The 13743-nt window shown below is 73.6% G+C and carries 13 protein-coding genes and 1 tRNA gene; 6 read left to right on the top strand and 8 right to left on the bottom strand.

Going from position 1 to position 13743, the window contains the following annotated elements; all coding sequences use genetic code 11:
• Window positions 1-83: 83 nt before the first annotated feature.
• The 3 genes from PIR53_14625 to PIR53_14635 are packed head-to-tail and all read right to left on the bottom strand — an operon-like array spanning window position 84 to window position 4178.
• The gene (locus PIR53_14625) at window positions 84-1247 is read right to left on the bottom strand and encodes a thiolase family protein (GenBank protein ID WZH51246.1); all 1164 of its coding nucleotides are present in this window, start codon (window positions 1245-1247) and stop codon (window positions 84-86) included.
• A 34-nt stretch (window positions 1248-1281) separates the two neighbouring features.
• Window positions 1282-2841: an AMP-binding protein gene (locus PIR53_14630; GenBank protein WZH51247.1), complete on the bottom strand. Its 1560-nt coding sequence runs from the start codon at window positions 2839-2841 to the stop codon at window positions 1282-1284.
• Between the two features lie 5 nt (window positions 2842-2846).
• Entirely contained in the window at window positions 2847-4178 is a 1332-nt protein-coding gene (locus PIR53_14635; protein ID WZH51248.1) for an MFS transporter, read from the bottom strand.
• A 125-nt stretch (window positions 4179-4303) separates the two neighbouring features.
• On the opposite strand from PIR53_14635, the gene PIR53_14640 reads away from it, so the two are divergent.
• Window positions 4304-5440 (top strand): helix-turn-helix domain-containing protein, encoded by a 1137-nt coding sequence (locus tag PIR53_14640; GenBank protein ID WZH51249.1) that lies wholly within the window; start codon window positions 4304-4306, stop codon window positions 5438-5440.
• A 145-nt stretch (window positions 5441-5585) separates the two neighbouring features.
• Here PIR53_14640 and PIR53_14645 read toward each other — a convergent pair.
• Window positions 5586-5658, bottom strand: a tRNA-Thr gene (locus PIR53_14645).
• Window positions 5659-5742: 84 nt separating this feature from the next.
• Window positions 5743-5919, bottom strand: coding sequence for a hypothetical protein (locus tag PIR53_14650; GenBank protein ID WZH51250.1), 177 nt, complete (start codon window positions 5917-5919; stop codon window positions 5743-5745).
• 112 nt (window positions 5920-6031) lie between these two features.
• Between PIR53_14650 and PIR53_14655 the strand changes: the two genes are divergently transcribed.
• A complete protein-coding gene (locus PIR53_14655; GenBank protein WZH51251.1) occupies window positions 6032-6958 on the top strand; it encodes a LysR family transcriptional regulator in 927 nt (308 codons plus the stop codon).
• A 15-nt stretch (window positions 6959-6973) separates the two neighbouring features.
• Here the strand turns inward: PIR53_14655 and PIR53_14660 are convergent, their stop codons facing one another.
• From PIR53_14660 to tmk, 3 genes are read right to left on the bottom strand one after another with little or no spacing between them, the layout of a single operon-like run.
• On the bottom strand, window positions 6974-8587 hold the full coding sequence (locus PIR53_14660) for an alpha/beta hydrolase (protein WZH51252.1): 1614 nt from the start codon (window positions 8585-8587) through the stop codon (window positions 6974-6976).
• Complete coding sequence (locus PIR53_14665; protein WZH51253.1) at window positions 8584-9771, bottom strand: DNA polymerase III subunit delta'; 1188 nt, start codon at window positions 9769-9771, stop codon at window positions 8584-8586. Before PIR53_14665 ends, PIR53_14660 begins: the two co-directional genes overlap by 4 nt.
• Complete coding sequence (gene tmk / locus PIR53_14670) at window positions 9768-10454, bottom strand: dTMP kinase (protein ID WZH51254.1); 687 nt, start codon at window positions 10452-10454, stop codon at window positions 9768-9770. Before tmk ends, PIR53_14665 begins: the two co-directional genes overlap by 4 nt.
• Window positions 10455-10564: 110 nt before the next feature.
• On the opposite strand from tmk, the gene PIR53_14675 reads away from it, so the two are divergent.
• From PIR53_14675 to PIR53_14690, 4 genes are read left to right on the top strand one after another with little or no spacing between them, the layout of a single operon-like run.
• Entirely contained in the window at window positions 10565-11203 is a 639-nt protein-coding gene (locus PIR53_14675) for a DUF4178 domain-containing protein (GenBank protein ID WZH51255.1), read from the top strand.
• 10 nt (window positions 11204-11213) lie between these two features.
• On the top strand, window positions 11214-11657 hold the full coding sequence (locus PIR53_14680; GenBank protein ID WZH51256.1) for a DUF4247 domain-containing protein: 444 nt from the start codon (window positions 11214-11216) through the stop codon (window positions 11655-11657).
• Between the two features lie 60 nt (window positions 11658-11717).
• Window positions 11718-12140, top strand: a complete 423-nt coding sequence (locus PIR53_14685) for a DUF350 domain-containing protein (protein WZH51257.1) — start codon at window positions 11718-11720, stop codon at window positions 12138-12140.
• Between the two features lie 50 nt (window positions 12141-12190).
• Window positions 12191-13741: a polyamine aminopropyltransferase gene (locus tag PIR53_14690; GenBank protein WZH54464.1), complete on the top strand. Its 1551-nt coding sequence runs from the start codon at window positions 12191-12193 to the stop codon at window positions 13739-13741.
• Window positions 13742-13743 lie beyond the last annotated feature (2 nt).

Below are 13743 nucleotides of genomic sequence, written 5' to 3' on the forward strand. Positions count from 1 at the left end.
AAACGCGGACCGGACGGCCCGTCGGAGCGGTCCGGCAGCCCGTCCGGTCCGCGTTTTCTTCCTCCGCACGACGACGACCGGCCTCATGCGGCCGGCGCGGCGAGCAGCGTGGCCACGCACGCCGCGTAGTCCTCGCCCATCCAGCCACCGGAGTTCGACGCGAGGCCGAGGCGTGCGCCCGGGACCTGGCGTGGCCCGGCGGTCCCGCTCAGCTGGCGCACCAGCTCGACCACCTGCGCGACACCGGTGGCGCCGAGCGCGTGGCCCCGGCTCATCAGCCCGCCGTCGGTGTTGACCGGCCGGTCACCCCCGAGCGCGGTCCGGCCGTCGAGCGCGAGGGCGCGTCCGCCGCCTGCGGGCGCGAGGCCGACGTGCTCGTACTGGACCAGCTCCGCGATGGCGCTGGCGTCGTGCAGCTGCAGGACGTCGACGTCGGCAGGGTCCACCTGGGTGTCGCGGTACAGCGCGCGGGTGGTCGCGCGGACGACGGAGTCGCCCCGGCGGACACTGCCGACCCGCGTGCCGAGGACCTCCACGGCGGTGCGGCCGCGCTCGCCCGCCGTGCTGTCCGACTGCAGGACGACCGCGGCCGCTCCGTCGGTGAGCGGTGAGCACATGAGCAGCCGCAACGGGTCGGCGACCATGCGACTGGCGCGCACCGTGGCGGTGTCGATCGGGCTGCGGAACTGCGCGAAGTCGGTGCGGGCCGCGAACTCCCGGTTCTTCACGGCGATCCGTGCCAGCGCCTCGTCGACGGGGCCGTGCTCCGCGGCGTACGCCCGTGCCTCGGCGGCGTAGGCAGCCATCATGACGGAGCCCCGGACCCCCGTGTCGAGCGTGAGCGAGCGGTCCGCCCCCGACTCGATGGCGTCGAACGAGCGCTGCTTGTCGGGGTGGACCAGCTTCTCCGCGCCCACCACCAGGACGGTGTCGGCCTGTCCGGCGAGCAGCAGCGCCCGCCCCAGGTGGAGGGCGGCGCTGCCGGAGGCGCAGGCGTTCTCCGTGTTGATCATCGCGGCGCCCTCCAGCCCGCTGCCCTTGAGGGCGACCTGGGCGCGGATCATCTCCTGGCCGCGCAGCACGCCTTCGGCGGCGTTGCCGAACACGACGGCGTCGACGTCGGCGGCGACCAGCGCGGCACTGGCGATCGCGGCGGCGGCCGCGTCCCCGGCCAGGTCGCCCAGGGAGCGGTCGGTGTGCGTGGCGAACGTCGTGGTGGCGCTGCCGGTGACGAGGGTGCGGACCATCGAGGTCTCCGTTCGGTGGGGGTGGTGAGCGCCGTCAGGCGCCGAGGGCGGTCGGGGCCAGGCGGTCGCGCACCGCTCGCTTGTCGATCTTCCCGACGGGGGTGTGGGGCAGCTCGGCGACGACGTGCACCCGCTTGGGTGCCTTGACCGACCCCAACCTGGTCCTGGTCGCGGCGATCAACCGGGCCGGGTCGACCTCCCGCTGGTCGGCGGCCACCACGAACGCCACGACCGCCTCGCCCCAGCGCTCGTCCGGCACGCCGACGACCGCGCAGGTCCCCACCTCGGGCAGGGCCAGCAGGGCGCTCTCGACCTCCGCGGCGTACACGTTGAAGCCGCCGGTGATGATCATGTCCTTGAGACGGTCGACGACGTAGACGTACCCGCCCTCGTCGATGAACCCGACGTCGCCGGTGTGGTGCCAGCCCGAGCGCCTCATCTCGCGGGTGTCCTGCTCGCGGTCGAGGTACCCGGGGGTCACGAGCGCTCCCCGCGCCACGAGCTCCCCGCGTTCCCCGGGCGGCAGGAGCGCGCCGTCCGGACCCATCACGGCCACCAGCGACGAGAACGTGGCCCGGCCGCAGCTCGCCAGGCGTTCCGGCCGTGTGCCGGCGGCAGCCTCGGCGACGTCCTCCGGCGTGAGGAAGGTCAGGAGGAACGGGGCCTCGGCCTGGCCCCAGCTCTGCGCGACGCACGGGCCGAACAGCTCCACGCCCTCCCCGAGCCGCTCGGGCGACACCGGCGCGGCGCTCAGGAGCAGCATGTCCAGGCTCCCGCAGTCCCGCGGCCGTTCCCGCTGGGCGCGGCACAGGTCGTAGTACGCCGTCGGCGGGAGGAAGAGATGGGTGACCCGGTGTGCCTCGATCTGGTCGAGGACGTCGTCGGCGTCGAACCGCTGTCGGACGACGATCGTCGCACCGAGGGCCGCGTAGAGGACGGCCATCACGCCGGCGGCGTGGGTCATCGGCGCCACTGCCAGGTTGACCATCTCCCCCCGCGCGGGCCAGTGGCGGCTCGCCGTCTCGAGGAGGCGTGCGAACACGGCGTTGGTCCACACGACGGCCTTCGACCGACCGGTCGTCCCGCCGGTGGGCCAGTAGACGCAGACCTGGTCGGCGCCCCCGGTGGGGTCGCTCCCGTCGCCGAGGTCGACGGACACCCCGGCCGCGAGGAGCTCGTCCATCGCCAGCCCGCCGTCGAAGGGCCGGTCCAGGCACACGACGAGCTCGAGCGACGGCACGTCCTCCAGGAGCGTGGCCGCGGCGTCGGCGAAGGTCGAGTGGAGGAAGAGCCAGCGGCAGCCCGTCGTGACGAGGAACTGGCGCGTGGCGTCCAGCGCGTTGTACGGGTTCAGGGGCGCCAAGACGCCCCCCGCCCGCCACACGCCGAACATGGCGAGCAGCCCGTCCGGACCGTTGGGCGCGAGGATGCCGACGGTGTCCCCGGCGCGCATGCCCGCCGCCCGCAGCCCGGCGGCCACGGCGTGAGAGCGCGCCTGGCCCTCGGCGTGCGTGATGACGACGTCGTCCGCCACGAGGAGCGCCCGGTCGGGATCGAGCGAGGCGCCCTTGTCGAGGTGATCGATGATGCGCACGGCCCTCAGCCCTCCTGGCCCACGGTGGCGGTGACACGCTCGGCCGGGGCCGGCAGCGCGAGGGCGGCCGTGAGCCCGATGAGCGCGGTGCCGACGAGGTAGAACGCGGGCGCGAGCGACGACCCCGTGCGCTCGACCAGCCAGGTCGCGATGAAGGGCGCGGTGCCACCGAAGACCATCACGCCGAGGGTGTAGGCCAGGGAGTTGCCGGCCGACCGGACCCGGGCGGGGAAGATCTCGGCCATCGCGACGATGGAGGTGGAGATCAGCGATCCCAGCAGGAGACCGAGGACCGCCTGACCCACGAACGCTCCCGTGGTCCCCGAGCGGATCAGCGCGAATACCGGTACGACGAGGAGGGCCAGCCCGGCACTCGACACGACCAGGATCGGGCGCCGTCCGACGCGGTCCGAGAGGGACGACATGCCCGGGATGAGCGCCAGCGCGGCGGCGCCGGCGGTGAGGCAGGTCAGGAGGCCGGTCGTCGTCCCCAGACCCGCGGTGATGCTGACGTAGCTCAGGAGGTACGTCAGCACCATGTAGAACGCCGAGCCGTGCAGGGCCGCGATGCCGAACGTGACGAGGAGCTGCCGGGGCAGCGCGAGCGCCTCCCGCAGCGGCGCGGCGGCGACGTCGCCCACCGCCTGCAGGGAGCGGTACTCCGGGGTGTCCTCCAGCTTGACCCGGATGTAGAGACCCACGGCGCCGAGCGGGAACGCGAGCAGGAACGGGACCCGCCATCCCCACGCCTGCATCGTCTCCTCGCCCAGGCCCAGCTGGAGGAGGAGGACCAGCAGACCGGCCGCCATGAAGCCGACGACCGCCGAGAACATCATCCACCCCGTGCCCGCGCCGCGGCGGCCCGGCGCCGCGTACTCCACGAGGAAGCTCGTCGCGCTGCCGTACTCACCACCGGCCGAGAAGGCCTGGAGCGACCGCAGCACCACCAGCAGCACGGGGGCCGCGACGCCGATCGTCGCGTACGTCGGCAGCACGCCCACCAGCCCCGTGGCGACCGCCATGAGCAGGAGCACGGCGACGAGCACCCGCTGCCGCCCGACCCGGTCCGCGAGCGGGCCGAAGTAGAGGCCCCCGAGCGGGCGGACGACGAAGGTGAGCCCGTACACCGCGAACGTCGCGAGCAGCTGTGTCGTCGGGTCCGAGGTCGAGAAGAAGGCCGCGCCGATGTAGACCGCGACGAATCCGTAGGCCGCGAAGTCGAACCACTCGATACCGTTCCCGATCGCCGCCGCCAGCAGCGCGCGCCGGCGGGTGGTCGGTCGTCCGGGGTCGGTGCCAGCCAGATCGTCGGTCTCGTGGGCGAGCGTGCGCTGCATGGGTCCTCCTGTGGACGGGCGAGATGCCTCATTCCACGCGTCGTGTGGGGTGCGCCACAATGGACCGGCCTGCAACGAAGAAGCGCCTGCTTTCGTACGTTCCTACAAACCTCGGAGGTCGGCTCATGACCGACGCACCCGCCGCGGAGGCGTGGTCGGCCATGGTCGACGGCATGCTCGCGGCAGCCGACGAGCTGGTCGAGCGCCAGTGCGACGCCGTCGGCGCGATCGCCGTCTACCGGGCGCTCGACCGCGCCGACGTGGCGACGTCCGCGCGCCGCAACGTGCTCCGCGCAGCGGCCGTGCTGCGCGGCGACGACCGCATCGAGGACGACGTGGCCGAGGCGGAGGAGGACACCGCCCGACGGCGCGCGCTCCAGGGGGTTCCCAGTGCCGACATGCTCGCCGCCTACCGTCGCGGGTTCGCCGTCATCCGCGACGTCCTCTTCCGTGAGTGCCGGCGCGCGGGGCTGTCCACCGAGCTGACCGTGCGCGCGGCAGAGCTGCTCTGGGAGTGCGCCGACCGGTACAGCTCGATCTTCGTCGCCGCACAGCACGAGGTCGAGATGGACCTCGCGCGACGCGAGGAGAGCCGCCGCGCCACCTTCCTCAGCCAGCTCCTCGTCGGAGCCCTGACGGCCGAGGAGGCCGCGGCCTCCGGAGCCGCCTACGGCCTCGGGCTCGACGGGTCCTACTGGGTCCTGAGGATCCACGGCGCGAGCGATCGCGTCCCGCGTCGCGCGTTCTCGGTGCCGGAGCGGGCGCAGCCGCTGCTCGTCGGCTCGCTCGACGAGGACGTCGTCGCCGTCGTCGGCCGGCGCCCTCCCGCCGTGCCGACGGGCACGACGGCGGGCGTCGACGGCCCGGCCTCGCTCGCCGACATCCCCGAGGCGTTCCGGCGGGCGAGCCACGCCCTGACGACCGCGCGCGCCTTCGGCCTCGAGGGCCTGTACGACGAGGGACGCCTCGCCGTCCGCGCCGCCGTCCTCGACCAGCCGCGCCTGAGCCGGATGCTGCTCGAGCGGTACGTCGTGCCCGTCGAGGCCGAGAGCGCGATGGCCGCGACCCTCCTGAGCAGCGTCGACGCCTACCTCGAGCACGGACGTTCGCTGCCGCGGGCCGCCCGCGCGCTCTCGGTGCACCTGAACTCGCTGCGCTACCGGATCGAGCGGTTCACGCACCTGACCGGCGCCGACTTCGACGGCGTCGAGTGCGTCATCGAGGTGTGGTGGGCCCTGCGTGCGCGGGAGCTGCGCGTGTGATCGACACCGGCCCCGGCGGGCGCGCGCCGACCGTCCGCTCCCTCGCCGAGCGTCCAGGCGAGCGCATCGGGACGAGGCCCGCCCCGCCCCCCGGAACGACTCAGCCCCTGACCCGCATCTCTGCAGGTCAGGGGCTGTCCGTCGGAGCCGCCTGTCAGAATCGAACTGACGACCTAATCATTACGAGTGATTCGCTCTACCGACTGAGCTAAGGCGGCGCGCTGACCGCCGGAACGGACAGCGAGGAGAGCATAGCGACCGGGGAAGAGCCACGCGAATCGGGCCCTCCCCGGTCAGTGCGCTCAGGCCGCGAGCGTCAGCGCCGCGACGCGCGCGCCCTCGCTGGCGTGCTCCTGCGTGGCACCGCACCAGCAGGTGAAGGTCGCGACCCAGCCGCCCTCGACGGCGCGGACCGCGGTGAACTGGGTGTCGAAGATGAGCTGGCGCTTCTCGCAGCTGCTGCAGCGGTGGACGAACACGGTGGCCTCCTCAGGAGTCAGATCGGGGACGAGTCCCATCCTCTCGACGTCGAGACTCCAGGGGTAGCCTCACTTTCCAGCGCGATCCCTAGGTGATTCCTATGATGTGACCGTGCTCTCCCTCCACCAGCTCCGGTGCTTCCTCGCGACGTACGAGCACGGATCCCTGACCGCGGCGGCGACCGAGCTGGGCTACGCCCAGCCGAGCGTCTCCGAGCAGATCCGCGCGCTCGAGAAGTCGCTCGGGGTGCAGCTGTTCCGCCGCGTCGGGCGCGGCGTCGTCCCCACCACCGTCGCCGACGAGCTGCGACCCCACGCCGAGCGCACGCTGGCCGCCGCCGAGGAGGCGCGCCGTGCCGTGACCAGCGCCAAGGCGCTGCAGACGGGCACCATCCGGTTCGGGATGTTCGGCGCGGCGCGCCTGTACGCCGGAGCCGGGCTGGTCGCGGACGTGCTCGCCCGCTATCCCGGCGTCCGCGTGGAGCTCATCGGCCAGAACTCCAACGAGGTGCAGGAGGACCTGCGACGCGGCCGGCTCGAGGCCGCGATGATCGCGGTGCCCGCCGCCACGAGCGAGGGCATGACGGTCACCCCCGTGGCCAAGGACGAGCTGGTCTACATCAGCGCCGACCCGGAACGCCTCGCGTCGCCCGTCACGCCGCAGCGCTTCGCGCAGGCACAGCTGGTCATGCCGGAGACGACGTGGCGCGCGGTCGACTCGACCCGCATCGTGCTGCGCCAGATGCTGCACGAGACGGGTCGCAACCCGACGACGCGCATCGAGGTGGAGGACATCGAGACCGCCGTCGAGCTCGTCGGGATGGGCCTCGCCGACAGCGTCATCCCCAAGGGCGCCGCGCTCCAGCTGCTGCCCCGGCTGGCGCCGTCCGCGGGCTACGTCTCGCTGCGGCCGCGGCAGTACGACACCCTCGCCGTCGTGCACCGCTCCGGAGCGACCCTGTCCCCCGCCGCGCAGCTCATGATCGAGCTCGCGACGCGGCGGATCCGCCAGATCGCCGAGCCCTACTCCCCCCGTTGACCGGGGCGGGCGCGGCTAGCTGCAGACCAGCCCGTCCTCGGGCACCTCGCCGTCGACGAGGAACGCCTCGACGGCCTCGTCGATGCAGCTGTTCCCCGAGCCGTACGCCGTGTGCCCCTCGCCCTCGCGCGTCACGAGCACGCCCGACTCGAGCGTCTCGGCCATCGCGACGGCCTCCTCGTACGGCGTCGCGGGGTCGCCCGTCGTGCCGATGACGACGATCGGCGCAGCGCCGGCGCCCGTGACCTCGCGCGGCTCCTCCGCCTGGCGGCCCGGGTAGGCGCTGCACCAGCCGAGACCGAGCTCGCCGCCGTCGCCGAAGGTGGGCGCCGCCTCGTCGAAGTCGTCGGCGTACTGCGCCGCCTCCTCCGGCGAGAGGCTCGTGGGGTCGTCGAGGCAGGAGATCGCGTAGAACGCCTCCATGAGGTTCGACGCGTAGCCGCCGCTGAAGTCGCGGTCGGCGTAGAAGTCCGCCAGCAGCAGGAGCGTGTCGCCCGTGCCGTCCAGGGCCTCCTCGAGGCCGTCGGTGAGGTAGGGCCAGTTCTGCTCGTTGTAGAGCGCCGCCTGGATGCCGGTCGTGCCGAGCGCCTGCGTGAGGACCCGGTCGGGGTCGTTCGTCGGCAGGGGCTCCTCGAGCAGCGAGTCGAGCAGGCCCTGCACCGTCTCGAGCCCCTCGTCGACCGAGTCGCCCACGGGGCAGTCGCCGTCGTCGACGCACGCCTGGAGGTAGTTGCGGAACGCCAGCTCGAAGCCCGCGGTCTGGCTCAGCGAGCCCTCGACCCGGTCCAGGTTGGGGTCCGTCGCGCCGTCGAGCACGAGCCGCTCCGAGCGCTCGGGGAAGTACGTCGCGTAGACCGCGCCGAGCGTCGTGCCGTAGGAGAAGCCCAGGTAGTGCATCTGGTCGTCGCCGAGCACGGCGCGCAGCACGTCCATGTCCTTCGCCGTCTCCACGGTCGAGATGTGGTCGACGAGGTCGGGCGAGAGGTCCTCGCAGCCGTCGCCGAGCCGCTGCTGCCACTCCTCCGCCAGCGCCACGCCCTCCGGTGTGTTCGGGTCACCGGACGCCGCCAGGTAGTCGTCGAGGTCGGCGTCGCTGAGGCAGTCGATGGGCGAGCTCTGGCCGGTGCCGCGCGGGTCCCAGCCGACGATGTCGAACGACTCGAGCAGCGCGTCGCCGTAGGCGTCCTCGCGGGCCGCCAGCTCCGTGCCGCCCGAGCCGGGGCCGCCCGGGTTGACCAGCAGCGATCCCACCCGCTCGTCCGCCGGGCCGTCGGCCGCGCGGCGCAGCACGCGCAGGTCGAGGGTGTCGCCGTCGGGCTCGTCGTAGTCCAGCGGCACCTCGAGCCACGTGCACTCGAAGTCGCCGCGGCCGTCCTCGGCCGCCTCGTCGCACTCGTCCCACGAGAGCGACTGCGTGTAGAAGGGCTCCAGCTCGGGGCTGGGCGACTCCCCGGTGGGGCCGCGCTCGTCGCCGCGCTCCGCCCGCTCCGTCGTCTCCTCGCGCGACTCGTCCGACCCGTCGTCGTCCCCGCCGATGAGCACGAACGCGACCGAGGCCGCCGCCCCCACCGTCACGACGAGCGCGACCACGAGGCCGACCACCAACCACACCACCGAGCTGCGCTTCACCGCACGTTCCTCCCCGTCGGGGCCCCGGCGCCGTCGCGGCGCGGGAGGAGCCCCACCATCATCGACTCGAGCGCGAGCATGACAGGAACGTTGAACTCCAGCATCTGCTCACGCGCGGCGAACACCACCTCGATGCGCGCCAGGTTCGCCTCCGGGCCACCGGCCTCCGCCAGCGCCTCGACCTGCTCCCGGAGCTCCTCGTTGACGAGCTCCGTGCCCACCCCGAGACCCACCGCCACGGCGTCGCGGTAGACCGAGACGAGGTCGGTCAGGGCCCGGTCGACCACGTCGAGGTGGCGCCGCTTCGCGCGCGACTTCTGCTCGCGCTCGAGGGCGGCCCGGGCCGGCGCGTACTCCCGCGGCTTCCGCCCGCGCTCCACCACGCCGTACGCCGCGTCCAGGTCCGCCCGCTCCACCGCGTCGAGCTCCACGGTGATGGCGTCGGCCTCGGCCTTCGTCGTCTCGCTCAGCATCGTCGCCGCCGTCATCGCCGCGCCCAACGAGCGGAGCCGCCCCGGCAGGGCGACCACCTCGGCGCGCCGCTGCCGGGTGTCGGGGTCGGTCGCGAGGGCCTTGGCGCGGCCGATGTGGCCCTGGCTGGCGCGCGCGGCGCGCAGCGCGAGCGTCGGCTCGACCGCCGCCGTGCGCTCGAGGAAGGCCGCGACGTCCGCCGTAGCCGGGGTGCTCAGCGTGACGAGGCGGCAGCGCGAGCGGATCGTGGGCAGCACGTCCTCGACCGTGGGCGCGCAGAGCATCCACACCGTGCGCTCGGTGGGCTCCTCGATCGCCTTGAGCAGCGCGTTGAACGCCTGGTCGGTGAGCCGGTCGGCGTCCTCGACCACCAGGATCTGCCAGCGTCGCCCGACGGGAGCGAGGGCCGAGCGGCGCACGAGGTCGCGCACCTGGTCGACGCCGATGGAGAGCCGCTGGGTGCGGATGACGGCCACGTCGGCATGGGACCCCGCCAGCACCGTGCGGCAGGCGTGGCAGGTGCCGCAGCCGCCCTCCTCGCACTGGAGCGCCGCCGCGAAGGCGATCGCCGCGTTGGAGCGACCCGAGCCGGGGGGGCCGGTGAAGAGCCAGGCGTGGGTCATGCCCTGCGGCCGCGCACCCCCGGTGCCCGCCGCCTGGGCGAGCGCGGCGACGGCCGGCCGCTGGCCGACCAGGTGGTCCCAGACCGTCATCGTGCCTCCCGGCGTGCCTGCCCCAGCAGGGGCGCGACCCGGGACCACACGGCCTCCGCGATCTCCTCGCGCGTGCCCGTGGCGTCGACCACTAGGTAGTGCGTCGGGTCGGCCTCCGCGAGCGCGAGGAACTCCGCCCGCACCCGCTCGTGGAAATCGACGGACTCGGCCTCGATCCGGTCCCGGCCGGTGAGGCGCGCCAGCCCGGCACCGGGCCGCACGTCGAGCACCACCGTCAGGTGGGGCCGCAGGTCGCCGGTCGCCCAGCGCGCCACGTGCTCCAGGCCGGCGACGGCGTCCCCCAGCGCGCGGCCCGCCCCCTGGTAGGCCAACGTGGAGTCGACGTACCGGTCCGTCACGACCACGGCACCGCGGTCGAGGGCGGGCCGGACGACCTCGGCGACGTGCTCGGCCTTGTCCGCGACGTACAGCAACGCCTCCGTGCGCGCCGCGAGGTGACCGGTGGCGGGGTCGAGCACGATGCGCCGGAGCTCGCGCCCCACGGGCGTGTCGCCGGGCTCGAAGGTGGGGACCGCGTCGTACCCCTCCCGCCGCAGGCGCTCGACCAGCAGGCGCGACTGCGTCGACTTGCCGCCGCCGTCGCCGCCCTCGAAGCACACGAAGACACCGGTGGCGGCGCGGACCCCGGGGGCGGGGCCGGGATCGGGGTCGGGGGACGTCACGCAGGCGAACCTACGAGGTCGCGGCGACAGTTATCCACCGCGGGTGTCGGGTTTGGCCGCACCACCCGGCGGGGTAACGACCGCGCCGGACATCTCGGAGGAGGCACATCGTGGGTTGGGTCATCGCGCTGCTCGTCGTGGCGGCGGCCGTCGCGGCCGCCGTCGTCATCGTGCGCACGCGCACGTCGAAGCCGGCCGGAGCGTCGAGCCGCGGTCCGAGCGACGTCATCGCCGAGTCCGACCTCGCGTCGGTCGAGCCGCTGCGGCGGCTGCAGGTGGGCGACGTCGTGGGCTACGAGGGCGCCATGCTGTTCGTCCGGGGCCGTCTCGACTTCGACGAGGAGGGCTACCGGTGGACGGAGCACTTCCTCGACGATGACACCACCCGCCGCTGGCTGACCGTCGAGGAGGACGAGGGCTTCGAGGTGTCCCTGTGGCGCAGCATCCCCGCGGGCGACGTCGAGCAGGGCGGCGCGGGCGACCGCGACGTCATCGTCGGCGGGGTGGCCTACCGCCTGCAGGAGAAGGGCTCCGCGTCGTTCCGCGCCTCGGGCGCGACCGGCACCGCACCCCAGGGCACGGCGGAGTACGCCGACTACGCCAGCGCCGACGGGAAGCACCTCCTGGGCTTCGAGAAGTTCGGCAGCACCTGGGAGGCGTCCCTCGGGGAGCCCCTCCAGCCGTGGGAGCTGACCGTCTACCCTGGATCGGACGGGCCGGCGACCGGCACCGGTCCGGCGGGACGCTGAGGGGGTCGCCATGAGCTCACGCGCGAAGGGCCTCCTCGTCATCGGGGCGCTCCTGCTGGTCGGCATCCTCGTCGTGCCGTTCGCCTTCGGCGGGTTCGGCAACGGCCCGAAGGGCTGGCTCGACGACCACTACACCCACGTGTCGGGCTCCGATCCCGACGACGAGACGGTCACCTGGCACTCCGACGACGACGTCGCGACGACCGCCGCGGCCATCGCGTCGGGCACCGACGACTCCGACCGTCGCGAGGCCGACGGACGGGCCTTCCTCCGCTACAGCGACGACTGGATGGTCACGGTCGCGGAGGACGGTGACGGGTCGCGCATCACGCTCGACGAGTTCGACCGCGGCTACTCCTCCAACAGCACGTACGTCGGTTACTGGGGCGGGTACTACGGCGGCGGTGGCGGCGGCAGCAGCTACCGCGGCGGCGGCTCCGGCTCCGGCAAGTAGCCCGCCGAGCCACCGGCCGACCCCGCCCACCCCGCACCGCCCACTCCTGAAAGGCACGACATGCCCGAGCTCCTCGACGAGTCCCTGGCCACGCTGGCGTTCGCCGGCGTGGGCATCGTCCTCCTCCTCGTCGGCTACTTCATGGTCGACCTGCTGACCCCCGGTCGCCTCGGCCAGCAGGTGTTCGTCGAGCACAAGCGCGACGCCGCGCTCGTGCTCGCCTCGACGCAGATCTCCCTCGGCATCATCGTGGCGACGGCGTTCTACACGGCGCAGGGCGACACGTGGGACACGCTGCTCGAGGCGACCGTGTTCGGGATCATCGGCGTCGCGCTGCTCGGCATCTCGTTCTTCCTCCTCGACCTGCTGACGCCCGGTAGCCTCGCCGAGCTCGTGGTCGACGAGTCCGACGACCCGGCCGTCTACGTGGCCGTGGCCCTCCAGCTGGCGGTCGGCCTCGTGGTCGCCGCCTCGATCACCTGACGACCACGTCCGCCACCGCGGCCCCGGTCGGGGTCCCCCACCACCGGGCGCTGCGCACGATCGTGCTCGCGGCCGTGTTCGTGTGCGCGGCCTGCGGCCTGGTCTACGAGCTGGCCCTGGTGACGCTGGGCAGCTACCTCCTCGGCAACACGATCACCCAGACGTCGCTGGTGCTCGCGGTGACGATGTTCGCGATGGGCGTCGGCGCCGTCGCGGCGAAGCCGCTGCTCGGCCGGCCGCTGCGCGCCTTCGTGGCGATCGAGCTGGCCCTCGCCGTCGTGGGCGGCTTCGCGGTGCCGGTGCTCTACGCGGCGTTCGCGTGGCTGTCGGTCTACACACCGGCGATGGTCGTGGTGACGTTCGCGATCGGGCTCCTCGTCGGCGCCGAGATCCCGCTGCTCATGGCCCTCCTTCAGCGCCTGCGGCGCCAGGACGCGGCCCACGCCGTGGCCGACATCAACGCGGTGGACTACGTGGGCGCCCTGGTCGGCGGTCTCGCGTTCCCGTTCGTGCTCCTCCCGACCCTCGGGCTGCTCGAGGGCACCCTCGCGGTCGCGGCGCTCAACGTGGTCGCCGCCGGCGTGGTGGCCGTCGTGCTCGGGCGGCGCGGTCCGCGGCGTACTCCGGTGGTCACCGCGCTCGCCCTCTGCCTCGTCACCGCCCTCGGGCTGGGACTGATGGCGTGGCGGGCCTCGGCCTTCGAGGCCACCGCGCTGCAGGCGCTCTACCGCGACCCGATCGTCCACGCCGAGCGTTCCGACTACCAGTCGATCGTCGTCACCCGCGGCTGGTTCGAGGGCGCGGAGTACGACGACGTGCGGCTCTACCTCGACGGCGACCTGCAGTTCTCCTCCGTGGACGAGTACCGCTACCACGAGATGCTCGTGCACCCCGCCATGGCGGGCGAGCACGCCCGCGTGCTGGTGCTCGGCGGCGGCGACGGGCTCGCGCTCCGCGAGATCCTCGGCTACGACGACGTCGAGCAGGTCACGCTCGTCGACCTGGACCCCGCCGTCGTGGACCTGGCGCGCACCTACGAGCCGATCCGCGACCTCAACGACGACGCCTGGGAGGACCCCCGGGTCGAGTACGTCGCGGCCGACGCCTTCGGGTGGGCGCGCGAGCAGCCGCTCGACTCCTACGACGTGATCGTCGTCGACTACCCCGACCCGGACTCGCCGGCCCTCGCGAAGCTCTACTCCCGGGAGCACTACGCCGCGCTGTCGGGCCTCCTGGCTGACGGGGGCCGCCTGGTCGTGCAGTCGGGCTCGCCCTTCTTCGCGCCCGACGCGTTCTGGTGCATCCGCCGGACCCTGGAGGCCGCCGGGCTCGCCACCACGCCGTACCACGCCGACGTGCCCTCCTTCGGCGACTGGGGCTGGGTGCTCGCCCAGGCCCCCAGCGGCGACAGGCCCACCGCCGGCGACGCGCCTCCCCTGACCCTCGACCCGGAGGCGCCGACGCTGCGCTTCGCGTCGCCCTCGATGCTGGCCGCCGCCGCGGTCTTCCCGCCCGACCGCGACGACCCCGGCGGGGAGGTCTCGACGCTGCTCGACCCGGCGATCCTGAGCTACTCCGAGCACGCCTGGGTCGGGTACTGAGG

The sequence above is a fragment of the Nocardioides alkalitolerans genome (assembly GCA_038184435.1).
GTDB lineage: Bacteria > Actinomycetota > Actinomycetes > Propionibacteriales > Nocardioidaceae > Nocardioides > Nocardioides alkalitolerans_A.